Annotated in this window: 24 protein-coding genes; 5 read left to right on the top strand and 19 right to left on the bottom strand. The window is 30.9% G+C overall.

From position 1 onward, the window contains the following. Window positions 1-26: 26 nt before the first annotated feature. The 5 genes from accB to pdxA form a co-directional block, all read right to left on the bottom strand. Window positions 27-518 carry an acetyl-CoA carboxylase biotin carboxyl carrier protein gene (accB, locus tag FUA24_RS13025; RefSeq protein WP_148542998.1) on the bottom strand — a complete coding sequence of 164 codons (492 nt, stop codon included), beginning with the start codon at window positions 516-518 and terminating at the stop codon, window positions 27-29. 22 nt (window positions 519-540) lie between these two features. Then, the gene (locus FUA24_RS13020; RefSeq protein ID WP_148542997.1) at window positions 541-1,542 is read right to left on the bottom strand and encodes a beta-ketoacyl-ACP synthase III; all 1,002 of its coding nucleotides are present in this window, start codon (window positions 1,540-1,542) and stop codon (window positions 541-543) included. Window positions 1,543-1,722: 180 nt separating this feature from the next. Continuing rightward, the gene (gene rpmF / locus FUA24_RS13015) at window positions 1,723-1,923 is read right to left on the bottom strand and encodes a 50S ribosomal protein L32 (RefSeq protein ID WP_148542995.1); all 201 of its coding nucleotides are present in this window, start codon (window positions 1,921-1,923) and stop codon (window positions 1,723-1,725) included. Window positions 1,924-1,931: 8 nt separating this feature from the next. Next, window positions 1,932-2,474, bottom strand: coding sequence for a YceD family protein (locus FUA24_RS13010; RefSeq protein WP_148542993.1), 543 nt, complete (start codon window positions 2,472-2,474; stop codon window positions 1,932-1,934). Window positions 2,475-2,554: 80 nt separating this feature from the next. Next, window positions 2,555-3,595, bottom strand: a complete 1,041-nt coding sequence (gene pdxA, locus FUA24_RS13005) for a 4-hydroxythreonine-4-phosphate dehydrogenase PdxA (protein ID WP_148542991.1) — start codon at window positions 3,593-3,595, stop codon at window positions 2,555-2,557. Between the two features lie 64 nt (window positions 3,596-3,659). Here pdxA and FUA24_RS13000 point away from each other — a divergent pair, with 64 nt between their 5' ends. Continuing rightward, window positions 3,660-4,247 carry a riboflavin synthase gene (locus FUA24_RS13000; protein ID WP_148542989.1) on the top strand — a complete coding sequence of 196 codons (588 nt, stop codon included), beginning with the start codon at window positions 3,660-3,662 and terminating at the stop codon, window positions 4,245-4,247. A 21-nt stretch (window positions 4,248-4,268) separates the two neighbouring features. On the opposite strand, the gene FUA24_RS12995 is transcribed toward FUA24_RS13000, so the two are convergent. The 3 genes from FUA24_RS12995 to FUA24_RS12985 all read right to left on the bottom strand — a co-directional run bounded on the left by FUA24_RS12995 (window position 4,269) and on the right by FUA24_RS12985 (window position 9,129). Further along, window positions 4,269-4,493, bottom strand: a complete 225-nt coding sequence (locus tag FUA24_RS12995) for a hypothetical protein (RefSeq protein WP_148542987.1) — start codon at window positions 4,491-4,493, stop codon at window positions 4,269-4,271. A 280-nt stretch (window positions 4,494-4,773) separates the two neighbouring features. Further along, window positions 4,774-7,692, bottom strand: coding sequence for an FAD-binding and (Fe-S)-binding domain-containing protein (locus tag FUA24_RS12990; protein WP_148542984.1), 2,919 nt, complete (start codon window positions 7,690-7,692; stop codon window positions 4,774-4,776). Between the two features lie 57 nt (window positions 7,693-7,749). Further along, window positions 7,750-9,129, bottom strand: coding sequence for a tetratricopeptide repeat protein (locus tag FUA24_RS12985; protein ID WP_148542983.1), 1,380 nt, complete (start codon window positions 9,127-9,129; stop codon window positions 7,750-7,752). 158 nt (window positions 9,130-9,287) lie between these two features. Here FUA24_RS12985 and FUA24_RS12980 point away from each other — a divergent pair, with 158 nt between their 5' ends. The 3 genes from FUA24_RS12980 to FUA24_RS12970 all read left to right on the top strand — a co-directional run bounded on the left by FUA24_RS12980 (window position 9,288) and on the right by FUA24_RS12970 (window position 14,345). Next, window positions 9,288-10,370, top strand: coding sequence for a toxin-antitoxin system YwqK family antitoxin (locus FUA24_RS12980; RefSeq protein WP_148542981.1), 1,083 nt, complete (start codon window positions 9,288-9,290; stop codon window positions 10,368-10,370). A 573-nt stretch (window positions 10,371-10,943) separates the two neighbouring features. After that, on the top strand, window positions 10,944-12,824 hold the full coding sequence (locus FUA24_RS12975; protein WP_148542979.1) for a KAP family P-loop NTPase fold protein: 1,881 nt from the start codon (window positions 10,944-10,946) through the stop codon (window positions 12,822-12,824). Window positions 12,825-12,827: 3 nt separating this feature from the next. Then, window positions 12,828-14,345 carry a hypothetical protein gene (locus FUA24_RS12970; RefSeq protein WP_148542977.1) on the top strand — a complete coding sequence of 506 codons (1,518 nt, stop codon included), beginning with the start codon at window positions 12,828-12,830 and terminating at the stop codon, window positions 14,343-14,345. Between the two features lie 333 nt (window positions 14,346-14,678). On the opposite strand, the gene FUA24_RS12965 is transcribed toward FUA24_RS12970, so the two are convergent. The 7 genes from FUA24_RS12965 to FUA24_RS12935 form a co-directional block, all read right to left on the bottom strand. Continuing rightward, window positions 14,679-15,347, bottom strand: coding sequence for an NUMOD1 domain-containing DNA-binding protein (locus tag FUA24_RS12965; RefSeq protein ID WP_148542976.1), 669 nt, complete (start codon window positions 15,345-15,347; stop codon window positions 14,679-14,681). After that, on the bottom strand, window positions 15,344-16,720 hold the full coding sequence (locus tag FUA24_RS12960) for a hypothetical protein (protein WP_148542974.1): 1,377 nt from the start codon (window positions 16,718-16,720) through the stop codon (window positions 15,344-15,346). Before FUA24_RS12960 ends, FUA24_RS12965 begins: the two co-directional genes overlap by 4 nt. 151 nt (window positions 16,721-16,871) lie before the next feature. Then, the gene (locus FUA24_RS12955; protein ID WP_148542972.1) at window positions 16,872-17,654 is read right to left on the bottom strand and encodes a hypothetical protein; all 783 of its coding nucleotides are present in this window, start codon (window positions 17,652-17,654) and stop codon (window positions 16,872-16,874) included. A gap of 172 nt (window positions 17,655-17,826) precedes the next feature. Further along, window positions 17,827-18,081, bottom strand: coding sequence for a hypothetical protein (locus tag FUA24_RS12950; RefSeq protein WP_148542970.1), 255 nt, complete (start codon window positions 18,079-18,081; stop codon window positions 17,827-17,829). A 198-nt stretch (window positions 18,082-18,279) separates the two neighbouring features. Then, window positions 18,280-19,176 (bottom strand): AAA family ATPase, encoded by an 897-nt coding sequence (locus tag FUA24_RS12945; protein WP_148542968.1) that lies wholly within the window; start codon window positions 19,174-19,176, stop codon window positions 18,280-18,282. A 99-nt stretch (window positions 19,177-19,275) separates the two neighbouring features. Next, the gene (locus FUA24_RS12940; protein ID WP_148542966.1) at window positions 19,276-19,620 is read right to left on the bottom strand and encodes a hypothetical protein; all 345 of its coding nucleotides are present in this window, start codon (window positions 19,618-19,620) and stop codon (window positions 19,276-19,278) included. Window positions 19,621-20,068: 448 nt separating this feature from the next. Continuing rightward, window positions 20,069-20,539, bottom strand: coding sequence for a hypothetical protein (locus tag FUA24_RS12935; RefSeq protein ID WP_148542964.1), 471 nt, complete (start codon window positions 20,537-20,539; stop codon window positions 20,069-20,071). 83 nt (window positions 20,540-20,622) lie between these two features. Between FUA24_RS12935 and FUA24_RS12930 the strand changes: the two genes are divergently transcribed. Beyond that, window positions 20,623-20,859 (top strand): helix-turn-helix domain-containing protein, encoded by a 237-nt coding sequence (locus tag FUA24_RS12930; protein ID WP_222861359.1) that lies wholly within the window; start codon window positions 20,623-20,625, stop codon window positions 20,857-20,859. Between the two features lie 404 nt (window positions 20,860-21,263). Here FUA24_RS12930 and FUA24_RS12925 read toward each other — a convergent pair whose 3' ends face one another. Genes FUA24_RS12925 through FUA24_RS12910 form a run of 4 tightly spaced genes read right to left on the bottom strand, consistent with a single transcriptional unit; the run spans window position 21,264 to window position 26,117 of the window. Beyond that, window positions 21,264-21,578 (bottom strand): Pepco domain-containing protein, encoded by a 315-nt coding sequence (locus FUA24_RS12925; protein ID WP_148542962.1) that lies wholly within the window; start codon window positions 21,576-21,578, stop codon window positions 21,264-21,266. Window positions 21,579-21,592: 14 nt separating this feature from the next. Next, a complete protein-coding gene (locus tag FUA24_RS12920) occupies window positions 21,593-22,771 on the bottom strand; it encodes a CHAT domain-containing protein (RefSeq protein WP_148542960.1) in 1,179 nt (392 codons plus the stop codon). Next, window positions 22,772-23,575 (bottom strand): hypothetical protein, encoded by an 804-nt coding sequence (locus tag FUA24_RS12915; RefSeq protein WP_148542958.1) that lies wholly within the window; start codon window positions 23,573-23,575, stop codon window positions 22,772-22,774. Then, on the bottom strand, window positions 23,553-26,117 hold the full coding sequence (locus FUA24_RS12910) for a GAF domain-containing protein (protein WP_187388276.1): 2,565 nt from the start codon (window positions 26,115-26,117) through the stop codon (window positions 23,553-23,555). Before FUA24_RS12910 ends, FUA24_RS12915 begins: the two co-directional genes overlap by 23 nt. Window positions 26,118-26,459 lie beyond the last annotated feature (342 nt).

Raw genomic sequence — 26,459 nt, 5'->3', positions numbered from 1 at the left:
ATTTGTAGATTGGAATTTTTAATTGGTTATGAAGGATCTACTAAAAATAAAGGTTGATCAAATTCTACTGGAGAAGAATCATCAACTAAAATCTTAACTACTTTACCTGAAACTTCAGATTCAATTTCATTGAAAAGCTTCATAGCTTCAATGATACAAAGTACATCTCCTTCTGCTATTGTTTGACCTACCTCTACAAATAATGGCTTGTCTGGAGAAGGTTTTCTATAGAAAGTTCCAATGATTGGAGATTTTATTGTGATGTATTTTGATTCATCATTAGCTGGTGCTGCAGGTTCTTTAGGAGCTTCTGCAGGTGCTGGCGCAGCAGCAACAGGAGCAGGCGCAGCAACTTGAGTTATCTGTGGAACAGCAGCTGGTACTTGGTGTACAATAGTTGCTTCTTGATCTGATCCAGTTTTGATGGTGATTTTGATATCATCCATCTCCAATTTAACCTCACTTGCCCCAGATTTGGCAACAAACTTGATTAAGTTTTGAATCTCTTTAATATCCATAATTTTACTAATTAGTTTTTGGTTAGTTATCTGAATTATATGCCCATTTTAAGTAAATGGACCCCCAATTGAATCCGCCACCAAAAGCAGCGAAAATTATATTATCTCCCTTTTTAAGTTGGGATTCGTAATCATGTAATAATAACGGTAAAGTAGCAGAGGTCGTATTACCATATTTTTGAATGTTCATCATAACCTTCTCTGGTTCTAAATCCATTCGTTCTGCAGTAGCATCAATAATTCGTTTATTAGCTTGATGTGCTGCTAACCACGCAACATTTTCTTTAGTTAAATTATTACGCTCTAGAATTTTCATGGTTGCATCTGCCATATTAAAAACTGCATTTTTAAATACGGTTCTTCCTTCTTGGAATGCGTACTGTAAACCTTTGTCTAAAGCTTCATGTGTTAAAGGACTAACAGAACCACCTGCTGGGGCTTGTAAAAACTCCCTTCCGCTTCCGTCACTTCTTAAGTACTCATCTTGAAGACCAAGACCTTCTTCATTTGGTTCAAACAAAACGGCACCTGCACCATCTCCAAAAATGATACATGTAGCTCTATCTTTGTAATTAATTATAGAAGACATTTTATCTGCTCCAATTAAAAGAACTTTGCTGTATCTACCAGATTCTATATAACCAGCAGCTACAGACATACCATATAAAAAGCTTGAACAAGCAGCATCCATATCAAAAGTAAAAGCATTAACTGCTCCTATTTCTGAAGCGGTATAAGAGGCTGTAGAAGCTGCTTTCATGTCTGGTGTTGCCGTTGCAACAATAACCAAATCTATGTCTTTAGGGTCTAAACCCTTTTTGCTTATTAAATCTTGAGCGGCTTTAATTGCTAAAAAAGACGTGCCTTTGCCTTCTTCTTTTAAAATTCTTCGCTCTTTAATTCCTGTACGAGTAGTTATCCACTCGTCATTTGTATCAACCATAGTCTCAAGAATTTGATTGGTTAATACGTATTCTGGCACATAGGCGCCAACAGCTGTAATAGCCGCAGAAATTTTACTCATAACTTGATAGTTGAATTGACTAAAAATTCATTAAACTTTAACAAAAACACTCAAAATTTGGTGAAAACTACTAAATTTTGAATTAAAAACACATAAAATGCGCGTTTTTGTATTTAGAAAAAGGGTCACATAAAAAAAAACGCTCACTAGTGAGCGTTTTATATTATGCGCGCATATAAGTTATGCTAAGTTTTCTTCTTCAGAATTGTCAATTAATACTTGACCTCTGTAATATAATTTACCTTCGTGCCAATGTGCTCTATGATATAAATGAGCCTCACCTGTTGTAGGACAAGTAGCTATCTGTGGCACAGATGCTTTATAATGTGTTCTTCTCTTATCTCTTCTGGTTTTAGAGATTTTTCTCTTAGGATGTGCCATTTTTTATATTATTTATTATCCGTTAATAGTTTTTTTAATGTATTCCAACGAGGATCTATGTCCTCTTCTTCCTCTTTTTCATCATTAAGCTTTGGGCTTAATTGTTCTAATTTATCAAGTATCTCTGAACCTAATGTACCATCTTCAACACCTGGGTGCACTCTTTTAATTGGAACTGCCAATACAATTAATTCATATATATATTGTGCAATTTCAATTTCATAAGTACCGTGAGGAATTATTAAAATATCAATGTGTTCATCATTAAATTCATCTCCAAATTTAACTACCAACTCAAACTCATTTTCAATAGTCTGATCGTAAGGTTCATTGGTTAAATCACAATTAACATTTACAAATCCTGATGCTTTAAAATGTAGTTCTAGTAAAGTTGATTTCTTTTCTAGCTCTACTTCTACATCTACCCTTGCATTATTAAATTCATTATACTCAAAATGATCAAAGAACGCCTGCTCAATTTTATACTCAAAAAGATGCTTTCCTACTTTTAAACCTACAAACTGAATTATGAATTCTTTCAATGGCTTCATTCTCACATCTATTTTGAGCCTGCAAATATATGAATTTTTATATTATGCAACATTACTTATAAACATTTTTTTGTTTATATCTATTGTTGCTTTTTTTTCAAAGCATTGGCCGTAAGTTGTTCGTAATCAAATCGGTTCTTGTAAATTTGAATTGCTGCATAAAGCGCTTCTTTGAAAGAACCTGCATCTGCTTGTCCTTTTCCAGCTATTTCATATGCAGTACCATGATCTGGAGAAGTTCTAACCTTACTTAAACCTGCAGTATAATTAACTCCTTGACCAAATGATAATGTTTTAAATGGAATTAAACCTTGATCGTGATACGTAGCAATGATAGCATCAAAATTGGTATAATTGCTAGACCCAAAAAAACTATCTGCTGCATACGGTCCAAAAACTAGCTTTCCATTTTCTTTTAGTTTTTTTAGTGTTGGCCTTAGCACCTCATCATCTTCTTTTCCAATAACACCATTATCTCCCGTATGCGGATTAATACCTAAAACGGCTATTTTTGGTTTAGATATTCTAAAATCCTTTTTAAGAGATTCATAAATTGTATTTACCTTTTTAACTATAAGCTCTTCAGTAACATGATTCACAATGTCCTTTACAGGAACATGGTCTGTAAAGAGTCCAACCCTAAGTGTTTCAGTAATCATGAACATTAAACTTTCTCCATCTAATTCTTGGGCTAAAAAGTCTGTATGCCCGGGAAATTTAAAATCTTTAGATTGAATATTAGATTTATTTATAGGTGCTGTTACAAGGGCATTTATCTCTCCTTTCTTCAAAGCATTTGTAGCTGCTCTTAAAGATTTTATTGCAAATTCACCTATTTTCTGGTCTTCTTTTCCAAACTCAATTTTAACTGGCTCATTCCAGCAATTAAAAACATTAACCTTACCATGAGCTAATTGCCCAAAATTATTAAGGTTATGAAAGTTTATTTTAGATTTAAAATGGTTTTTTAAAAAGCTCATGGTTTTAGCTGAAGCAAAAACAACTGGTGTACAAAACTCTAAAACTCTATTATCTTCAAATGTTTTTAGTATGATTTCTCCCCCAATTCCATTTAAATCACCAATGGATATTCCTACTACTATATTTTCTTCATTCTTCATTAAAATGACGCGTTTTGTTCGTAATTTTGATTCTGCAAATTTAACCAATTAAACAGATAATAATATGTTTACAGGAATTATTGAAGATTTAGGTATAATAACTGATTTAAAACAAGAAAATACTAACCTTCACATTACAGTAAAAAGCAATATTACTTCCGAGTTAAAAATAGATCAAAGTGTAGCGCATAATGGGGTTTGTTTAACTGTGGTTAACATTGATAATGATTATTATACAGTAACAGCTATTAAGGAAACACTTGACAAAACTAATTTAAACAGCTTGGAAATTAACGATAAAGTTAACTTAGAACGGGCAATGAAATTAGGCGATAGATTAGATGGACACATTGTTCAAGGACATGTAGACCAAACTGGAATATGCACAAATGTTAAAGAAGAAAATGGTAGCTGGGTATTTTCATTTGAGTACGATGCTTCTTTAAACAACTTAACCATTGAAAAAGGGTCCATTACGGTTAACGGCACGAGTTTAACCGTGGTAAATTCTGGAAAAAACACGTTTAACGTTGCTATAATACCATACACTTACCAGCATACTAATTTCAATACGTTTAAAAAGGGAACTGTTGTTAACTTGGAGTTTGATGTATTGGGAAAATACGTTACAAAACTTACCAATCTTAATTAACTGTAAGGTTCAATAAAAAAATTACTTATTAGGATTTTGGAAAAGAAGCTTTTTAGCTCCATAGCATAGTGCAAAAATAACACCTAGAATAACACCACCATCTATTGGGAAACCCGGAGGGCCTACAGGACCACCTGGCGTACCAGGTACCGGTGGTAATTTTTCCCCACCCGTTTGGGAAAAACATACAAAACTTATTAATACAAATAAGATTGAGGCAAATATTCTTCTATTTTGTACTGTCATTTGATAGCAAATGTATAAAAAAAACTAAGCTGTAAAAACAATTTTTAGCTTTTTTACTTAAAAAATCATCTACAAAATACACTAATCACCGATTAAATGCATTTTTATGTGTTGAACATTAAAGATTGTCTAAGCAAAAAAATATCCCTACTCAAAAATTGACAACTCAACTTTTATTTCGGCTACAAATATATACATTATTTGTTTTGAAAAAACACATAACTTTTTAATTTGATTATCAGGGTATTAAATTTTAATGAAAACAAAAAAATACTACTAATTACTTTATTGCTCTTCTTAAAATACTAATAGGGTGTAATGATATCTTTTCTGTACCATCTAAAATTTGATGCCTACAACTTGTTCCCGAAGCGGCGATTACTACTGAAGCCTCACTATGTCGTATTTTAGGAAACAACGTGTCTTCTCCAACCTGCATACTAACTTTATAATGTTCTTTTTCGTAACCAAAAGATCCTGCCATACCGCAACAACCAGTACTTAAAACACTTACCTTATAATTCTTTGGTAAATTAAGCATGCTAAATGTGGCTTCTATAGTACTTAAGGCTTTTTGATGGCAATGACCATGAATTTTAATTACCTTTTCTTCTTCAGAAAATTGTTTTTCAGAAATATTCCCTTTTAGTATTTCATTTTTAATAAACTCTTCAATTGTAAACGTAGATTGCGATAATCTTATTGCAGCTGCTTTGTTTTCTGCTAAACGCAAATACTCATCTCTAAAGGTCAAAACAGCTGATGGTTCAATACCTACTAAAGGAGATGCTTTAGAAATCACTTTAGAAAATATTTCGATGTTTTTATTGGCTACTTTTTTCGCTTCATCTAAAAAACCTTTAGAAATAAAGCTTCTGCCGCTTTCTTCATGCGCTATAATATTAACTTTGTAGCCAAGTTTTAAAAGTAATTCAAAAGCATCTTTTCCAATTTCAACATCATAGTAATTGGTAAACTCATCAACGAACAAATAAAGTTCACCTTTATCATCAGTTTTTGAAATAGTTACTTTTTGTTTTTTATACCAATTTCTAAACGTAGCTTTCGCCAATTTAGGTACACTTCTTTCTTGAGCAATACCTAAGATTCTTTTTGAAGTTGCTGTATTTAATATGGCATTCGTTAACCTTGGTAATTTGCTTCCAAGTTTACTGTACTTTACATTATTAGCCATCATTTTTGCTCCGAATGATGGGGGATTTTCTTTTTGATACTGGTATAAAAACTCGGCTTTAAAACTTGCGACATCTACATTACTTGGACACTCACTTGCACAAGCCTTACAACTTAAACATAAATCGAAAACTTTTTTTAATTCCTTGTTATTAAAGCGATTTGACTTCTCTGAATTTGTTAAAAACTCACGCAACGCATTAGCACGTGCTCTTGTGGTATCTTTTTCGTTTTTAGTTGCTCTGTAACTAGGACACATTGTTCCACCAGCGGAAACCGATTTTCGACAATCACCCGAACCATTGCATTTTTCGGCAGCTTTTAAAAGTCCCTCAGAATCCGAAAAATCTAATAAAGTTTCTATGTTTGGTTCTTTTCTGTCAACTTGATAACGTAGCGATTTATCCATAGGAAATGCATCAACAATTTTTCCTTTGTTAAACACATTATTAGGATCAAAACTCTTTTTAATACGTCTTAATAATTCATAGTTTTTATCACCAATCATTAATGGTAAAAATTCGGCTCTAACAATACCATCACCATGTTCCCCACTAAAAGAACCTTTATATTTTTTTACCAGTTTTGCAGTATTGGTAGTGATGTCTCTAAAAAGTTGCACATCTTCAGAGTCTTTTAGGTTAAGAATAGGCCTTAAATGAATTTCTCCGGCACCAGCGTGCGCGTAGTACACCGATTTTTGGTTGTATCCATCCATCATTTTGGTAAATTCTGCAATATAATTTGGCAAATCCTGTAAATCTACAGCCGTATCTTCAATACATGCTACTGCTTTAGCATCTCCAACCATATTTCCCAGTAAACCTAAACCTGCCTTTCTAAGCTCTAAAGCTTTTTTAATATTTTCATTATATAGTTCGGGAAAAGCATATCCAAAACCAGCGTCTTTTAGATCCTTAATCAAGCTAGAAGTTTGTTTCTTAACTTCTTCTTTAGAATCTCCTCGTACTTCTAACATTAAAACGGCCTCTGGATCACCTTCTATAAAGAATCTGTTTTTAAGCTGTTCTCTGTTGTTTTTTGTGCAATCTAAAATAGTTTTATCAAGCAATTCACATGCAAACAAATTATGTTTCATGGCAATTACAGTGGCTTCTAAACTTTCTTGAACACTGTTAAAATGCGGAACAATTAAGGCTTCTTCAGTGGGGGGTAAATCGTCTAATTGTAAAGTAATTGCTGTTGTAAACGCTAATGTGCCTTCGCTACCACAAAGTAGTTTTGACAGGTTAAAGTTCTCAACTAAGCCATCTTTAGTATTACTGTCTAACAAGGCATCAACGGCATATCCTGTATTTCTTCTATGAATAGTCTTGCTAGGGAATTCTTTATGAATATGTTCTTGATTATCCGTGTTAGAAAGTTCTTGAACTAAGGTCTTATAAATTCTATTCTCTAAAGTTTCTCCACTTAGTTTTTCTTTTAAGGTGTTTTTATTTTGAGTATTAAACGTAGCTTCAGAACCATCGGATAGAATAGTTTCCAGTGCTAATACCTTATCTCTAGTAACACCATATTTAATTGAGGTTGAACCAGATGAATTGTTGCCAACCATTCCACCGATCATGCATCTATTACTGGTTGACGTATTTGGTGAAAAGAACAAACCATGCGGTTTTAAAAACCTATTAAGATCATCTCTAATAATACCTGGTTGAACAACAATAGTCTTTTTGATTTCGTTTAGCTCTATAATCTTAGTAAAGTGCTTTGATACATCTACCACAACACCATCTCCAACACATTGTCCTGCCAAGGAAGTTCCAGCAGTTCTGGGAATTAAAGTGGTTTGATGTTCTAATGCAAAAGCAATTAATTTTTTTAAATCGCTTTTATCTTTTGGAAAAGCAACTGCTATTGGAATTTTTCTGTATACCGAGGCATCTGTAGCGTAAATGCTTTTATGCAAATCATCAAAAAACAACTCACCTTGTAACGTACTGGACAGGTGTTCTAATTGAGTTTTAAGATGTTCTTTTGGCATGTGACTATTTTAAGCGAATATAATTCATTCGCAAAAAAAAGCCTAAGACTAAACATCTTAAATAGCTGGTACAATAATGGAATCCGCTATCCAACAAGAAAAATCAATTTTAGTCCCAGAACAACTACAAATAAAAACCATTTGCTTGCTTGGAGCTAAAGCCTCATAACGGGTAACAAATTTTTCAGAATCTCTTCTTAGAGTTGGATCTACTCTAGAGGCTTTTTTAGCCTCCTTTGCTGCCAACCAATACACAGCTCTTTTATTAAATTCAGTATCACCACAATTATTGGCGCTTTTAGCATACATATCTGCAATAGCCAAATGAGGTTTTCCATTTGAAGGATTTAATTTTAGTGCTCTCCTAAAATAAACTCTTGCTTTAGAGTAGCTTTTGCGTTTTTTTAAAATTTGACCAATTTTATAAGCTAATTTTGATTTCTTAAAGGCATCTGTTTCTAAATCATAAGCTTCCGATAAGTACTTTTCTGCCTCATTTATTTTTCCTTTCTTCATTAAAAGATAAGCTATGTAGAATTTAGTGTCTGCAGATGGCGCCACCTCATCATAGGCTATTACTAAAGTTTCATACAACGGATCTTCAGAACACTCTTTCTGGTGCATTTTACTAACGGCTCTTTTTAACCAAACGGCATCAGATTTATGGTTTTCAAAGTCTTTGGTGTAAAACGGAATTAAATTTACACAATCGGCTCTATCATCTAGCTTTTTTGAAATGCTAGACTTTATAACATCATAGTTTTTTAAGTAGCTTTCATATGAGGTTTTACGAGATTTTTCGTTTCTAGTTAGCTCCTTGTTTTCGTCAACTTTGGCGATTAACTCATTAAGTTTAGTAGAATAATTGGCAACCTCTTCTTCTATTTTCTCATTGACATCATCATATTTATTAAAGACTTCTTTTAAGGTCTTTTTTCCTTCGTCTTGTAAATCGACTACCAAAGAAAAGTAGGTATACAAACTCTTTGGGTGGGTAAAATTCTTCTTATCTGTTTGAAAAGCCATGTCAAAACCTTCATATAACTCACTATTAGAATTTTGTAATAGCTTTTTATTATCATACTTAAGTTGATACGTCTTTGCAATGTAAACTCCCTTGGGTGTTTTATTAGGATAGTAAACAGCCCTTTTTTTCCAAACCTCTAGCAATTCGTTTAAATATTCTTTTTTCACACCGCCTTGAGACGTTTTGATTTTATGCCTCAAAATCTTTTCGCCATCTGCATATATTGCAATGCTTAATGCTGGACAACTATCTTTAACAAATTTCCAGTTATCGTAAGCTTTGTCAAAGTTTTTCACATTTACTTCTTGATGAAAAAGGGATAGTTTAGTTTTACACTCTAAATCGTTTTGTGCATAGCTGAAGGTGATAGTAAAGAGGAAAACAATGAAAATTCTAATCTTGAGCTTCATAAGGCATTAGGTTTTGTTAGTGCTTAATTTTCAAGTCATAAGCCACAAAATATGTGCCGAAGATTTGCGAAAAATTCGTATAGAGCTGTATTTGATCAAATTATCATTTGAACTTTTTTTAATTTATCTTTGTAAGACATTTAAACCAAAGCTATTTCTTGAAATCAATTTGCTTTTTACTTCTTACGGTTTTACTATTCTCTTGTAAAGACGATATCTCAAACAAAAGATATAGGAATGAAAACTATGTTTTTTATCAAGAAAATGGAAAGGAAGGAGAATGGCTGAAAATAAATCCAGATTTAAAAATTCAGCTTCCAAAATCTTTCTCAACATACTTCTTCCCAAATGGAAATAAATATGCAGAAGTTGAAGTAATAGATAGTTTTCCCAATAGAATAGTTAAATGTTATGATTTGTCAAATAGGTTAACTCATATCAATATTTATGAACTTGACTCACTCATAAAATCAACGCATGAAGATGGTTACTTTTATAGTTATCACTCTAACCACGGTTTACTCAAATCTGAAGGTCAATATGAAAACAATATGCAGCAAGGGAAATGGATGTTTTACAGAGAAGATGGTATAACCATTAAACAAATTGTTGAATATATTGATGATACTTTGCATGGTGTTAGAGAGGACTATTGGGAAAATGGAAACATAAAAAGTAAGACCTTCAACATAAAGGGAAAACAGAATGGTACAACCTATCATTATCATCAAAATGGGGGGCTTCAGGAAACCCTTTTTTTAAAAGATAACCTTGCTCATGGTAAATCAACAAGGTTTTATGAGAATGGTAACTTACAAGCTGAATGCCAATATTGGAATGATATACCAAAAGACACATGCAAGTTTTACTTTGATGATAAAACTCTAAAAGGAATTCAAATTACTAACTTAGATACTGCAACATCTAAATATTCCCAAACTATTTATAATTATCATAAAAATGGGCAATTAAAACAATCTTTCAAAAAAGTAAACGAGCATTATGATGGCTCTATTAAAGTTTATTATGAAAACGGAAACCTATCTCATGACATTACTTTTATAAATGGCAAAAGAGAGGGATACGGTTATGAGTATTTTGAAAATGGTAATATTAAATTCAAAGCTTTTTATGTGAATGATTTAATTGAAGGAGAGATGCAGGAATTTGATGAAAAAGGTAAATTAATTAAGACTCATATAGCTGAAAATGGCGAGGAAGTTGACATTATAATCCATTAAAATAAACTGCAACCTTTTTATTTTCAATTGCAACCTTATGTGCAACCTTTTTCTATCAAATAACTTGGTAACTTGCCATTTAAACTGAAAATGCAATCAATGCATACAATGCAGTCATACCAAAGAGTAAGACACAAAAAAAGCCCAAACTACATTTGTAATTTAGGCTTCTAAGGTGGTCCCACCTGGGCTCGAACCAGGGAAGCTAACCATCTAATATTCTTTGATTTGAAAACTTTACAACTTTTAAACAACCTTTTTATGTATTAATGTTATGATATTCATTAAAAAACAATTCCAATAATCTTGAACCCAAGATGGAATTTTACTTACTCTCCAAAAACAATATAATTATCTTAGATTCACCTCATCAGGCGACGGCTATACGTCATCCAATGCCATAAAATTATGTAAGATATGCCTTCGTTTTACTTACAAAATTGATGTATATTTACAGCTCTCCCAAGAAATAATTTTAGTATTAGTTATATTATTAAGCATTGCATTACAAAATAGGCTGTTTAGTAGATTGAAATGGAGTTAAAAGATAAATTTAAAAAGTGTTTATAAAAATTGAAAAACAAAAAAGAAAATCTTCAAGAATTTCAATTCATATCAGAAAGCCCTCTAACAGGACATGATGAGAATCCATTACAATTTGGGCATGACGAAATAGTTAGGACATTAAAAAAAATAGTAAAGAAAAGTCCAGAATCTTTTACGATTGGACTTTATGGAGATTGGGGGTCTGGTAAAAGCACAATTGCATTAACCTTAAGGGATGAATTGGAAAAAGATTCTATTCCACTTGTATTGTTTGATGTATGGAAGCATGAAGGGGATGCTTTAAGACGGACATTTTTATGTGAAACTCATTACTTTTTTAAGGAAAGCAAAGCTTGGAAAAATAAGTACAAGGGAGAAGATTCTATATTAGATGAGTTAACTAAATCGAAAAAAAGCACCAGAAGAATTCCTCTAACAATTTGGCAGATAATCAAAGCTTCTATTGTATTACCTCTATCTTTTTTGGCTCTGTTCTTTTTTGTATGGCTAATTTTTGATTTGGGATTTGGCGTTATTGATTTCAAGAAAACAGATATACCTAACTCCATTGCTGTTTTTCTTGGACTTTTCCCAATAAGTTTCTTGTTCAAGTTTGTCCAAAAATTAATTGAAAATATAAAAGGAGAAAAAGAAGAATATTATCAAGGAAAGATAGAAGACCCTACTGAGTTTGAAAGTAAGTTTAAAGAAATTATAAACAAGCTTAATAGCGACATTAAGAAAGTAGTATTTGTTTTTGATAACCTAGACCGAGTGAGTGGTGAAAAAGCAGTTCAAATAATGGCTACTATTAAAACCTTTCTCGACCCAATAGATAGATTAATTAAAGATAAAAACATTGTTTTTCTAATTCCTTGTGATGAATCTGCAATTAAGAGACATTTAAAGAAAACCTTGAATTATTCAGATGAATTTAATGGGTATGATTATTATCAATATGCTGGAGAATATCTAAGAAAATTTTTTAATACAATATTATGGATTCCTGAATTTTACACTAATGAATTAGAGGAATTAGCGAAGGAAAAATTAAAAGAAACAAAAATTAAAGATTTCAATAATGAAGAGTTATCTGCTCTAATAGTATTAGTTTTTGATAAAAACCCAAGACAAATAATTCAGTTCATTAATATACTTATATCCAACTATTTATTAATAAAAGAAAGACCTATTGAGGGCTTTTCATTAAAAAATGATATTGCTAAACTAGCTAAGTTTTTACTATTAATTCAAAAGTTTCCAGAAATAATGGATGTTTATAAAGAAACATTGAATTATGACCTAAATGAGCTACCTGGAATACTTAAAGACAAAGGAGGGGATTCAAATTATAGAATTTTTGATTTTCAGAACTTTTTGAGATTAACTGAGCATGTTAAAATTGAATCATTGGATTTATTTTTTAAGTTACGAAGAAGTAAGTTCGAAAGTAAGATAGACAATAGTGTTAAATTAATCAAGTTAATTGAAACCGACAGAATAAGTGATGTAGTTAATTATAAAAACGAAAATGCAACAGATAAATCATTGGAAGATGATTTCAATTATATCGACAACTTAAACCTTAAAAATAAACTAAAAATATTTAGCCAAATTATAGACGAGAAATTATTAACCATAAATAATTCTGTTCTCTTGGCGAAATTTATTGATGGACTATTAACTTTTACTAAATTCAAGGAGATTACTTTGGAAAGTAAAACATATAGAACCATATATCATAAGTTAAATGTATATAACAATCATTTAAGCACTATTAATCCTATTAATTTGATAAAAGAATTATATGATAAAATGCCTAATAATCGAGAAAAGCCTAAATTAAAGAAGCTAATAGTTAAAAAGCAAAGCGATGATTTTGCTGAAAGTTATAATAAAAAAGAATAGAATATGGCTGATTTAGATGAAAAACAAAGAAGCAGGCTATTAGATAATTTTTTATCAAATGTTGATTTTTATGAAAAAGGTGAATTCGATAGAGTCAAAAGAGTTATTGCTTCAAAGTATTATAATGATTTTAATATTATTGAAAGAATAAGTGAGACCGAAAAGAGCAGAACGCTTTTTAGTTCAAAAGAGCTTCTATATAAAATAATTGTAGAAATCCAATCAGAAAGGTTTAAGTTTAGAAATACTAATGACAAATTAGAAGACTTCTTTCTTGTATTTAGATTTTTAAATAAACATGAAAGCAAATATATTAATAATACTATCTTAATTTCCTCATTAGACTTTTTAATTAATACTTTGGATTTATTAAATAATGATATTGTTAAAGAAAATAAAACAGAAGAAAAAGAGCAAGAAATAAATATTGTATTTGATTTTTTTAAGAGAGTAATTGAGAAGGTATCTATTCCGAATCAATACCACACGAATTATCTTAATTTGTTTAATGAAGTGAAGTCTTTATTTCAAGCGGATAGTTATAAATATGCGGACACTTGGTTAAGATTCTTCATGTTTTATGAAGGAAAGAATAAGTTTGCTAACGCTATTGAAAATGAAATAGTAAGCATCCCCAGAAATTACATTAGAAGTAATCAGGATGCAAAAGGTTTATTAAAAGCCTTATCTAGTTTTTCAGATGTCAAAAAGTTTATGAATACCCATTCTAATTTTCTGAATGAAGTTTTTTCAAAAAGTTCAAGTGATTCAAAATTTGCATATGAATTTTATGAGTATTTTCCAGATAACAAGAAGCAACAATTATTAGAAAGCTGGGTTCCAGTAAATGGTAATAAATTAATGTCTCACTTAAAGCAGATACTTGTAAAAGCCAAAGACAACATTCCGAATAAATTGAATCTAGGAAATAAAGTATTAGGTTCTACTCGAAATAGACATTACGCACAAGAGAAAAGGGAATCATTTGATTTATTTACATCGCTAAATTTAACCGAGGAAGAAGTTTCTACAACAGATTATTCAAGCCAAGTAATAGATTTAATATGTAATACTTCTATAGATATGCACCGAGTTGGAATATCAGAATTAAAGGCTAATAAAAAGTACATCAAAAGCCCTGATTTAAAATTAGCTGTAGAGAACTTTTTGAGTACATGTTTTCAAAATGTCCAAGCTTACCACCCACATGTAGAATCAATATTTACTAATAAAACAGGAGTAGATAGAAGGTTTGTAGATAAATTGATTAACAATAATATAAATTATCAAAATCAAATATATAGTTTCTTAATCAGTAGAGGAGATTCAAATTTTTACCGAATACTTTCCACTAAAATTAGTGATTCAACCAATAAATCAATTTGTGAAAAATTTATTAATGAAATAAACTATCAAGCCAAATATAAATCTTTAATTGAATCAATTTATAAAAGAAGACTTGAACTAAGTTTAGAAGAAAATGTTATTTCTAAATTAGATGAATTTTCAAAAAATTTTTAAATAAACTAGAAAAAAGGTGTGTATCTCCTTCTTAATATTTTGATATGGAGTGACTACTTTTTGATTAATCAAGAACAGAAACTGCAAATTAATTTTACCTTTACTTTAATGAAAATACGTTCTTTAAAATAACATCATTGATTAAATAGTTAGGTGAAAACAAAAAAGTAAGGTAAAGCACTTTTTTGGTCACAGGGTTCTACTCATTTGGAATTAAATATAAAGTAAAATTGAAAGGCTTAAATATTTGATTGTAGTGAATTCTTTAATTCTTTAACTCCTTACTAAAGAGGCTGCCTTGGCCTTTTAGACAACCTCTTTTTGATCAGTTTACTATTTATATCTCCATATAAAGCCACCTGAATGTTCTCGTTCATTTCTACAAACTCGGCTTATGCAGGTTTTTGAAATTCCTGTTTCTCTACTAGCTTCCGCTACGGATTTATAAACAGTTATTAAATTTCCAGAAAGGGAAAATTGCTCAACCACTTTCTTCCTTAAATCCTTTAATGGATTAAATTTTTCTGGTAATTCATAACTCCAATAGTAACCTTTACAGGTTTTAGTTTGCCCTAAACAAGCATTACTTATAGAAGTTTTAGATGCTCCAACAGCAAATGCGGCTTCCTTTAAACTATTATAATGATTAATCATTGCACCTGTATTAGCATCATACTGAAATACAGTTTTCTTAATTCCTCCTCCTTTATTAGCATTGAACCCTCCATTATTGGCATTGAGTTTTTCAATATACTCTACTTCCTTTCTGGCAAGTTCATCTAAACTTTCTGCTGTATCAACTTGCTTCCAATGGAAAGCATCTGAACCATAAGTAGCTATAGCCTGAGCGAAAAAGTGTGTCTCTCCTCGATTTGCTCTTTCTTCATGGTCTAATTTACGCTGGTGTAATGAATCAGTCGTAGCTCCTACATAATACTGCCCGGTAATCTTGCATTCCACGGTGTATATTATACCTGCTTTTTGGTTATTGTCCTTCTTCATTTCGAACCCCCCTTTCCTGATTTTAAAATAAAAGAGTAAACGCCTCCTGATGATTTATCAGAATACTTGAGACTATTTTGTCTACTATATTCTTTAATCCATTTAGTAAACAAATGTGAAGACGTGTCTTTCAAATGAGGGTACTCTACAATAAAAAGCCCTAATATCTTACGCTTATCCATCCATTCATTTACTTTGAATATCTTCTGTGAAAATTCTTCAAACTCAATACAAGTAGCATTAATAAGTCTATGTTGTTTTAAGTTAATTGGTTGCGCCTCAATTAATCCCCGAGTTAAAAAAGTCTGTAAACAATGATGCATAAAATTATCGAACCTCTCCCACTCTGTTGAATCCCATTCATCAAACAGTAAATTTCCGTAAACATTTTTAGGTGAATTAAACACAAAATAATCGGACAACTCAAATTCATATCGTCTTCTTTCATCTGAAGACCCACCAGGTCCCTTAACAATATAATTAGATGAAATCAAATACTTTGGGGCATCCTTTGCGCTAATATGTATCTCATCTTTTCTCTTCCTTTCTACTACAATTCCAGATGTTAACTCGGAAAAAATTGTTTCAATAGAAAAATCCTTACCTACATCATCATAAGCTATTAAATCGGTCGTCATCTCAATTCTTTGATTTTTAAACCAAGAGCCTGTTTTTAAATTTTTACCTTCTATAAAAAGTACATTTTGCATGTATGATAAAGCCTTAGATATCAAACTTTTTCCAGTACCCCCATTAGCCTGTCCGCTAAAACTAATTTTTTCATCTACAAGTATAACTACTTTACAAAGGCTTGGGTTATTATATCTATGAAGAAGATAACCAAGTGCTGATTTCAAAGCTAAAAATCTGTTCAAATCCGATTTTGACAACTTAAAGCAAAAATCTTCAAACTGTCCCTTTTTACTAAGGTTATATTTAAAGTTTCGATCAACAATTCTTTCATTCCAAATTTTATGTGGTAGTTGCCCATAAGGTATTATTTCTATTTTTTTGGAACACACTCTAACAGCTACATTTTGATAATAAAAATATCCTTGACCCTTGCTGTCTTTATCCGAAAACCCATTTAATTCAGGTAACAAATCATACTTTCTTCCGTTAACATAACCACTAAGTCCTTTTGTAAATTTTTCAAGTACATTGCTCAGTTTTAATTTAACCAAATAGTCCTGAATGCACTTTACAATATCAGATTCAACAACCTCATGAATAATGTTGTTTTCTACTTTAACTAATATTTTTCCCTTTCCGGGAAAACCCATAATAGCAAAACCATTATTTGCTAAAAACTCAATAAGTTTATAATGCAATATTGTTACATTTCCCTTATTATCAATTTCAAAAAAATTCATTTTAATTACTCTTAAAAAATTAAACTAAACCCACTAATGAGCACAATGCAGTGGTTCGTTGACATTATGCACATTCACATTACAAAGGTTTGGGTTTTGAGTTTTTTTAAAGAATAAATTAGGTGCAGAAAGTTGCACCTAATTAAACAATTCAATTATTAAAGAGTTTATTAAAGCGTATTGATAGTTTTGCTTTTTTAGTTTCTGATATTTTATCCACTTTTGCATACCTATTAATCAAATTTCTTAAACTTCTTGTTACTTTTTGATTTTTTGTATGAAGAAAATATTTGCTCATTAATTCAGCCAATTCAGGAGGGTTTAGTCCAGTTATGATTCCATTAGATAGCATTCTGCCAAATACAACAGCCATTTCATCTCTAGATAAAGTAAAAGGTATTTTTTTAAATTCAATAGAACTAAAGTTGTTTATTTTTTCATTAAGAACGTCTAGTATATCTTGAATTCCCTCAATAGCCAGCTGTCTTTCATTAGCACCTAGATATTTGGCTTTTTTTATAGAATCAAAACTAGCTAAGCACTCTTCTTTCACCTGTTCATAATATCCAACCTTATCATTCTTGGAATACTTTAATTCCTTTAACCTCCTTAATTCAATATTCCCAATATACTGTTGCTTCAAATTCTTAAGTGCAGGCAATAAATAATCCTTTTCAAATTCAAGAACCACAATATTCGTTTCAAATATCATTTCATTTGATGGAACTCCATATAGCTTAATAGAGTTTAGTACTGGTTTTGAACTAATATATTTTAGGTTTTCATATTCAATTTTGAAGTCCAAAAAAGTAGGCTTTTCTCCTCTTTTAACTCTATGGTCTTCCATTAAAAAACCACGTTTAAATTGATAGTATGCATTTGCATCTTTTAGAATATCTAATGTTAGGGAAGGAATTTTTATAGAAATAATCATTTTAGTCTACTTTACAAATTTGGTCTATTGATAAAAACAATTCTTTTTCAGTGGTTTTCTTTAAGGACTAAACCGTCTCAAAAGAATGGTAATTTCTGTTTTATTTTTAGAAATTTCAAACAAAATACAGCATAAAGTCCAATCTATAGATTTTATGATATAGCCATGATTATTATAAATGTGTTAAAATGTCAAAATAATGGTAATGGTAAGCTTGATTTTCAATCATGAATACTGATTTTCCAGAAGTGGAAAGTAGTATCTCATCTACCTTGACATAGTCTCCAATTGACAACTTGCCAACTTTTACTTTAACTATTACTGTAATAGGGCAATGAAGAATTTTTAGTTTTCCATACCATGTTACTACAAAAATAGATTTAGGTGAACAATATTTGAATAATTCGGCATACTTGTCATTCTTCATATATTAAAAAAATAATGTCCAAGTTATTAACTCGGACATGTTATAGCTATTATATTTAATTCAGATACCAATAAAGGTTGATTGTTTTCAACCAAAGTGGATGCAATCGTATATGTTCAAATACACTTAAACTCTCTAGTAAAAAAGTTATTTCAACACTAATAATAAATAAACTTCTCCACTTCTGGCATTATATTACTATTCCCTTGTTGGAATATCATTGTTTTCTGAATTTTGATTGTTAACGATTTCTGAACTTGGTACAATTTTGAGCTTTGCACTTTCAATAAGAGTTTTTCTATTTATAACATCAGCCTTTAAATCATTTTGATAATTTGGATACTTATCATAAATATGCTTTAATCCTTCAATAGTTTCACAGACTTGAATCTCTTCTTTTGCTTGCTCAAGACCTTTATCATTGTTACTCCAATTCACAAGTCTTTTACCAATTGCAGCATTGATTTTGAATTCAGGTTTGTTCATAAATAGTCCTGTTCTATCTTTTGAAGCTTTACATAAATGGTTCTCACCCAAAAGTTGAAAATTTACAGTTAACTCATATTCAAAACCTTCTCGAGTAATCTCTTTTGTGCCAAGTTTGACAACTTTTACACGTCCATTCTGCATGGTGTTTAATGAATATCCAACCTTCCTTCTTGCAGTTGTAATGATATGGCAATTAGATCGCAGAATTTTATCAATAAATGACTGATGCCTTGGAGTTACTTTTGCCCAATCCTGAAACCTTCCTCCAAGTTTATGATGTATCTCAAGACATCCACCAGTACCTATCCACTCATGAGAAATTGAATCTATTATTACTACCTCCATATTTGCCTTTTCGCAAGTCTCAATAGCTTTGATATATTTTTCAGGCGTATATGGTGCATCTAAATTTAAGGCTTTATAATTTCCCAAATGTGAATATAAGCTTGCCGAATTATTTTCAGTGTCTACTATTGCTATTTTAGAGTAATCATTGGCTATTCCATATGCCAATAATATCGCAGAATAAGTCTTCCCGGAGCCTGACGCTCCACTGAGACCAATACGAAGTTTAACCTTTTCTCTTTTGGCTTGTTTTAATTCCATAATTATGTTTTTATTTTTTGTATAACAGGTAGATTGTTAAGGATATAACCATAAAAAAAGAGCCTCTACAGGCTCTTTAATAACTGCTAGTTATGTGATTTACATCACTTCCGCATCCTCAATAATGTTTTCAGTAGCTGTTTGTAAAGTTTCATCTTGATACTCCCAACGATGTTCTAATCTAATGACTTCACCTGATTCGGGAAGAGTATATTCATATGGTTCTGTATTGACCTTTACAATTTCCCCTGGAAAGGATTGTCCTATGATTTGTTTACAAGTTTCTTCATCAAAGGTGCTTGCAACAGTACAAGTCTTAGTCGTGAAATAAGTACGGTTTGTTTCTTTACTTTTAACAGGTACAACAGACCCTTGAAGTACCAAAACAAAGAACTCATCACCTGATTTTGTTTCTCTTTTTTTAAAATCTTTAATCGTTACCATGATATTATATTATTTAATTAAACAAAGGGGGGGGGTATTGCCCCATCTCAAATTAAGGGAGGGGTGATGCTTAAATTATATATCAATCATGAGCACAGAAAACTTTCTGAAAAAATTAAATTTTTTTTTTGGTAAGAAGATTGTAACCAAAAATTGGATACTAATTCCAGAAGGAAGAGAGAGAGTTACTATATAGCTTCATTCATGGTAACCCACCATAAAGTAATGCCCTTCTTCCTCCTTTCTGGAATGAAAAGCTCTTTTGATTGTTCACAATTATCATTTACCATAATTTCTAACCCAAACTATTATAGCCAAAACAATAAGCACGGGTACCCATAATGGAACAAATATTAAACACCTTACAACTAGAAAGATTAAAAACAGAATTATTTTGTAATAAGCTTGTATGAATTCATTATTTCTAAAAAATTAATATGATTTAGATTTAAAAAGTTTCCTTCATTTTACCACCATATAGTTTAACGAGATGTCTAAAAGCCTTTCTAATTCTGTATGTTAAATCTTCACCTACGAAGTTTTTATGCAAAAAAATATCTGTATCATCTCTATATTTAGGCATACCAACCTCAGAACCTGTTTTGTTTATTAATACTCTTGAAATTGAGTTTTCTTTACCAACCAAAACGAGAACAACTTCTTCTTTTCCTGAATAAATGTGCATATTAATCACTGCATTTATAGGTACTCTTGTAATATTTGGAATCATAAAACTGTCCTCTATCACAAAACTCACCTCACCTTTTTTATTCTCTACAAACTTTAATTCATATCTATTTGAATCAACATTGCCGTATTGGGTTAATTTAGATATAATCCAATCTTGGGTTTCTTGTTTCGATTGGGAAGTAACGGTAATTGATAATAATACTAGAACAGCGAATAGTAGATTTTTCATGTTTTATTAGTTTGAATTCAATAATTTCAAATATAGGCATATTTGCCTACCTTATAATAATTATACTGCACGAATTTTATTGCGTGGAGTATTTAAAAAATTCTGAGTTTTTACTTGAATTTGGGAGAAACCTTAAAAAGATTAGAAAATCTAAAGGGTTTACTCAGGCTGAATTGGCCAATGATATTGGAATAGAAATTTCTCAAATTAGTAGAATTGAAAGAGGTATTATAAATACTTCAATCAGTACTTCTTATGAAATTTCTAAAGCCTTAAAAATTGATATTGGAGAACTATTCAATTTTCAACAAAAAAGTTGACGAGTTGACTACCGAACGGGTTATATTAGGTCAATATTATAGGGTTTTTACCAAAATGAATTCCTGATCTAAAGCTTCTTATTTCAATTACTTCATTTACCTCCCCCTATTATAAAACCAATTCTACGTAGAACTTATTTACAATAGACTCATCTTGTGTCACCAGTTCCTTAATTATATAAGAAAAGAGGTTAGGACACGTGACAATTGTAGAGGTAATGAATCTTAGGTATCTGTAACTAATAATTAAAGCGGAATAATGTTTGGAAAATTATACTTTCTTTTTTTCATAGAAAGCATTCTCCTCTATAATTTACTCCAAAGCTAAAAACACTCAACCCAATTAAAAGTGGCAAAAAAAGCAACTCATTAATGATTACTTTAACCCTTAATAGTAAGAAATATTAGGGGTTATTTCTTTTAAATTTAAATTTGATTCCGGCATCGCCTTTCAATTCAACACCATTTCCAATAATTACAATGGAACCTGTTGCCGAAAAACTAGCATTCATTTCAATTTCCTCCAAAGTGAATGCCTCAGATTTAGCTTCCAAATTATTTAGTACGGTAGTAATTGTTTCTGCAAACTTCTTGACATTATCTTCTACTGTTGTTAAAGGAACTGCCGCTAAATTCTTTGTTTTTTTAAACCATCCTCTATATTCATCATCCTTGTCATTTTCATCATCAATTGGCCCAAAAATTAGTAAGTCTTCCATAGTTATAAATATTATTAATTAACTGATTCTAGAACTAATGATTCTCTTCCAAAAAGAGAATAGAATATCACCTGAACATCTGCAATCTCATTCAACTGATTAATCATTTGGGTCTTAGTAACATTTAAGGCTTTTCCTAAACTTAAATCTTGTGTGATGAAATTTTCATAAAAATTTATCGCAAAATTGACCGCCACACTCGATTTAACTGAAGAATCAAGACATACAAAACTACTATTTGTAGCAACTTTCCTAAATGATTTGATATAACCAAACGTCTGATTTGGTTCCCTATAACCAGTGGAACAGGCATTTAGGAAAACAATCTTAGATTTTATTTTTACCATTGGGTCTGAAAACAAATAGGATATATTATACAAAAAGTCTCCTAACCTAATGTTGTACTTATAATAATCTAGATAACCAACAGATGTTTCCTCAATTTTATCTCCTTCAATCTCCGTGTGACAAGCTAAATGAAGAATATCAAAATCCTTATTCAAAAAAATATTCATTTCTTTAATCTTTTCAACCTCTCTACTTGCACTAATCCGAAAAACATATAAATCAATCAATCCCTCATTCTCTTTTTCTCTAAACCAAGACAATTCTTGTTTAGCGAAATGCAGAGCTTCATCATAAATAAATCCAATGCTTATTTTGCCCTTAATCTTTGCGCACCTTCCTCCTGCTAAAGCTCTTGATTGATCATTTACAAACAATACCTTATTCATTGACCAAAAATTACTTAAAATATCAGGAAGAGAACATCCATTATCTGGTATTTCAGAATCATATAATAGACCCCAAGGAATCTCTATTGGTTCCCCACCTACCTCAACTATTGGTTTTTCATTTAAGCATGATAATCTATTATTGATATTTTTTCCTAAATCTGAGCCATTAAACAAAAAATTATACAAAAGTCTCCCTTGAAACACCAATCCTTCAGGTTTAGATAAAAAGCTCTTTAATTCAGGTAGTAGAATCCCATCCCTAAGTTTAAGAATTAACTTTTCGGAAGACGAATGAATTTGATTACCTATTGGGGAATCTGGTTCAATAGGAATATCGAATATCTCACCATCAAAAAGTATAACAAAACGTTCAGGGTTCTGCTTTCTTACAACATATAAATGAATATCACTAGAACTCTCGAGTTCTTTTGAATAAATTACCGAACTACTACTCATCTAAACACTCAAACGCACATTAAATATTGATTCCCTCAATAAATGATTATTATGATAAAACAATACTCTAATATCACTTGAGGAAGCTAATACTTTTTTATTCAATTCACTAATTAAAACTTTAAGCTTATTTGACCTTCGTTTTAACCTAATAATTCCTTTTGGTTTATCAACTTTCCCGACATCCGTAAATATGTAATACATAAATGGAGTATTAATGATATTCTCATCATCACTAATACTTTTTAAATTAAGTTCCAACTCAATTGTATCAGAATCACTGTAGCTATAATAATCCGTTTCCACTTTCTTAGTTCTATTCAGCTTTACATCCAATTCACATAGCTCCCTATTTTCATTCTTAACTGTTAAATATCTGTCCTTGATTTCATCAAATACATCTCTTAATCTTTTTTCATAGCTCCCTCCTAATTTTGATATAACATATTTTATTCCACACTCTTTAAGGAATTTATGGTCTTGATTATTCATAAAACCACTCAAAACTATTATCTCAATATTATTTTGAATTAGGAGTGGGGCTTGCTGTTTTAAAAAGGAAAGTGTATCATCCTTTGACCTTAAAGGATACTTAAGTCTAAGGTCAAAACAAAGAATTAATTCTTTAGATTCGTAACTAAGTAACCTTTCTACCGAAGTATTGTCCAAGGAAGTAAAATACTGGTACCCTAAATTCTTCTCTTCGCATATATCAGATACTATTTCCCTCCAATCATCTTCATTTTCATAATGCAAAATCCTTTGTTGGGTACTATCGTTATTAATAAGATTCTTTACTTCCAATATTGTTAATTCTATTATTTAAATCTTCACTAAAAGTTGACGGAATATTTATAGTAAACACTGTATTTTGACCTTCTTCGGATACAAATTTTATAGAACCGCCATAAGACTCTAAAAAATAAAATGTCCAACCTAGCCCCAAACCAAAACTTTTTTTACTCATATTTGGGGTTTTCATTTCAAATAAACCCGCCTGTTTTTCCCTAGGGATTCCGTAGCCATTATCTTCAATATCTACGCTAATATAAGAATTTGATTTAATATTTGTTTTTTTTATCTTAATCCAAATAGTACCATCTCCTTCCAAAGCCTTTATAGCATTATGAATTACAACTCGAAATACCTGTATTATCTGCCTTCTGTACCCATTCACGATAAAATTATCATCTTTGTGCGGATTTTTGATTATAACTCCCTTCGTTTTAGCCATTCCCGAAATTACTTGATCAAGCACCTTTGCAATATTAAATATTACTGGCACAGGAGGTTTAATGTTACTAATATTTGCCTCAAGAATATCCAAAAAACCTTTAATATTTGTGGATATTCTATTTATCCTATCCAATTGTTTTTTGTCAAAATTTTCTGAGGTTTTTATTAAGTAATCCGAAAAAGTTTTTGCAGCGCTTAATTTGTTTGCTGAATAATGTATATCTTCACCGTATAGTAGTCCTCGAATAGCTAACGCTTCCGCTTCCTCCAAATCTTCTATATGCCCCTTTCTTTCCTTCAACAATCGGTTATTCTCCATTACTTGAGATAAAAAGGTACCATAAGAGGTTAATACACCCAAAATAAAATCATTATGACGAAATTGTTCGAAAAAATCCAATGTAATTAATCCGATAGGGGTGTTCCTCGCTATTATAGGAATACATATCCATGATTTGACCTTACTAGTAAAATTAGTTGAAACCCAGTCATGATCTTTCAGAACATCCTCTATAAAATACGTTTTTTGCCCATTAAAAACTTTTTGAAGCAAATGATCATCTTCAATTTGTCTCAATAAATAATCCGAATATTCATCTTTCTTGCAACCATGCGTGTCAACCAAAACCCTATTCCTATTTCGTTCAATTAATTGAAGGCTTCCTCTATCAAAATCAATAATATTTTTTAAATTCTCAAGAACGTCTTGATCAAATCCCTCAAAATCAATTTGTGTATTTAACTTTATGAACGTTTCAGATAAAGCCGTCATGGTGACAGACCTAGTAGTTAATTTATCTTTTAACTTCAATTCATACAAAGAGCGAGCCAATGAAAAGGAATATAAGGAAAGATACTTCTTTTCATTTTTTGTAAACCGATGTTTAGTCCTAAAACTTAGAAAGAATACCCCCTGTATTTGTTGATTAAAAATTAATCTCGTTGCAAAAGCTGACTCAACTTTCTCCCTCCTGTTAAAGGAACTTTTAAATATAGGAGAGTTTAGCACATCTTCAGAAAATATTGGTTTCTTAGCCTTCAAAACCCTGTAAGGTACAGATGATTTTGTCATTGGTTCTTCCTCCCTAATTCTTTTTACATCATTAACGCCGGTCATGGAAAATGGAAATACAAATTCATTATTATAAATATGAATTGTAACAATATCACACCCAAATGCCTCACAAATAATATTTAAAATTTCAGCTTCAACCTCCCTATAACTTACCGCTTTAGTGATAGTTTCATTAATATTGACTAAACCTTCACTCAAACGAATAAACCTACGATTGGAAAGCTTTTTGTTGACAGCAACTTCAGCAAAATGTCCAATTGTTTTTACATTTTGCACATCCGAATTATTAAAGTAATTTCCTTCGGGATGAGAAATACTTAAAACACCAATTATTTCATCTCGTGATTTTAATGGTACGGCTATCATCGATCTTGCATCCAAACCTTCAATGCTAATGCAGTCCTCACAATCATAAGTATTACTCACAACCTGTATTTCTCCAGTTTTCGCAGCCTTACCAATAACCCCAATTTTGGAGTCTCCCGTAATATTTACTTCTTTTATCTGGTTCAAAACTGCCCTTTTCGCCTCATCAGGAAAAATTGTATGTAGTTTTAGAAGGTTTTTTTCTAAAATAGCTATACAACAAAACACGTTTTCCATTGAATAATCATTTGCAAAAATCTCAACAACTTGTTTGGCAATTTCAAACAATAAATTGTCATTGTTATCTGAGTGCTGACCAAAAATTATTTTCCATGCCTCAATTAATTTTTCATTCTTAGAAACGTTTTGGTTATAAAAAAATCCAACTGAATCACCTAAATCATTAAGCATTAATGCATCCAAATTAATCGATTTTAATTTTCCCTGTTTTGTTTTAAGTTTTGTTCTATAGTTATCAATAGGGCCTTCAATTTTCAACTTTTCCTTTACCTTCTTTGCTTCCTCATAATTTTGATAAATTTCCGTAATTTTTTTAGTTGCCAATTCTTCAATTGAAAACCCCAAAAACTTAGCCGCTATTTCATTTATTGAAGTTATGTTACCATAGTTATCAACTGCAATAATTGCTTTCTTAGATTTATTTAACAATGTATTCTTTAATTTAATATTTATCCTATTCTTAAAATTGAACAGAATAAATGCTAGGGCTATAAACGAAATAAAAAACATTCTAACAATAATATTCCTGGCTATGTATAAATAATGGAAATTCTTATAATCAAACTTATAAAGCATAAGTAACGACAACCCGAGGTATATTGTTAAAATACAACTTAAAACTAAAATTGATTCTCTTATCCTAGAGTTATCAAGAAAAACTATCACGGGTAAATAAAGAAAAAGATAAATATCTGAATTAATATCATGGGTTAAATATATTGCAACATATAGCACTATAATATCAAGAAAGAGAGAATACTTATGAGCAAA

It is taken from the genome of Seonamhaeicola marinus, assembly GCF_008085455.1.
This window is presented reverse-complemented; position numbering and strand designations above follow the sequence as displayed.

Bases quoted from the DNA above. Each gene is read 5' to 3' on its own strand.
- FUA24_RS12985 (WP_148542983.1), bottom strand. From the start codon at position 9,129: ATGAAGCTCAAGATTAGAATTTTCATTGTTTTCCTCTTTACTATCACC.
- FUA24_RS12960 (WP_148542974.1), bottom strand. From the start codon at position 16,720: ATGAATTTTTTTGAAATTGATAATAAGGGAAATGTAACAATATTGCAT.
- FUA24_RS12925 (WP_148542962.1), bottom strand. From the start codon at position 21,578: ATGGAAGACTTACTAATTTTTGGGCCAATTGATGATGAAAATGACAAG.
- FUA24_RS12965 (WP_148542976.1), bottom strand. From the start codon at position 15,347: ATGAAGAAGGACAATAACCAAAAAGCAGGTATAATATACACCGTGGAA.
- FUA24_RS13000 (WP_148542989.1), top strand. From the start codon at position 3,660: ATGTTTACAGGAATTATTGAAGATTTAGGTATAATAACTGATTTAAAA.
- FUA24_RS13020 (WP_148542997.1), bottom strand. From the start codon at position 1,542: ATGAGTAAAATTTCTGCGGCTATTACAGCTGTTGGCGCCTATGTGCCA.
- FUA24_RS12940 (WP_148542966.1), bottom strand. From the start codon at position 19,620: ATGGTAACGATTAAAGATTTTAAAAAAAGAGAAACAAAATCAGGTGAT.
- FUA24_RS13010 (WP_148542993.1), bottom strand. From the start codon at position 2,474: ATGAAGCCATTGAAAGAATTCATAATTCAGTTTGTAGGTTTAAAAGTA.
- FUA24_RS12990 (WP_148542984.1), bottom strand. From the start codon at position 7,692: ATGCCAAAAGAACATCTTAAAACTCAATTAGAACACCTGTCCAGTACG.
- pdxA (WP_148542991.1), bottom strand. From the start codon at position 3,595: ATGAAGAATGAAGAAAATATAGTAGTAGGAATATCCATTGGTGATTTA.
- rpmF (WP_148542995.1), bottom strand. From the start codon at position 1,923: ATGGCACATCCTAAGAGAAAAATCTCTAAAACCAGAAGAGATAAGAGA.
- FUA24_RS12970 (WP_148542977.1), top strand. From the start codon at position 12,828: ATGGCTGATTTAGATGAAAAACAAAGAAGCAGGCTATTAGATAATTTT.
- FUA24_RS12920 (WP_148542960.1), bottom strand. From the start codon at position 22,771: ATGAGTAGTAGTTCGGTAATTTATTCAAAAGAACTCGAGAGTTCTAGT.
- FUA24_RS12935 (WP_148542964.1), bottom strand. From the start codon at position 20,539: ATGAAAAATCTACTATTCGCTGTTCTAGTATTATTATCAATTACCGTT.
- FUA24_RS12950 (WP_148542970.1), bottom strand. From the start codon at position 18,081: ATGAAGAATGACAAGTATGCCGAATTATTCAAATATTGTTCACCTAAA.
- accB (WP_148542998.1), bottom strand. From the start codon at position 518: ATGGATATTAAAGAGATTCAAAACTTAATCAAGTTTGTTGCCAAATCT.
- FUA24_RS12995 (WP_148542987.1), bottom strand. From the start codon at position 4,493: ATGACAGTACAAAATAGAAGAATATTTGCCTCAATCTTATTTGTATTA.
- FUA24_RS12945 (WP_148542968.1), bottom strand. From the start codon at position 19,176: ATGGAATTAAAACAAGCCAAAAGAGAAAAGGTTAAACTTCGTATTGGT.
- FUA24_RS12955 (WP_148542972.1), bottom strand. From the start codon at position 17,654: ATGATTATTTCTATAAAAATTCCTTCCCTAACATTAGATATTCTAAAA.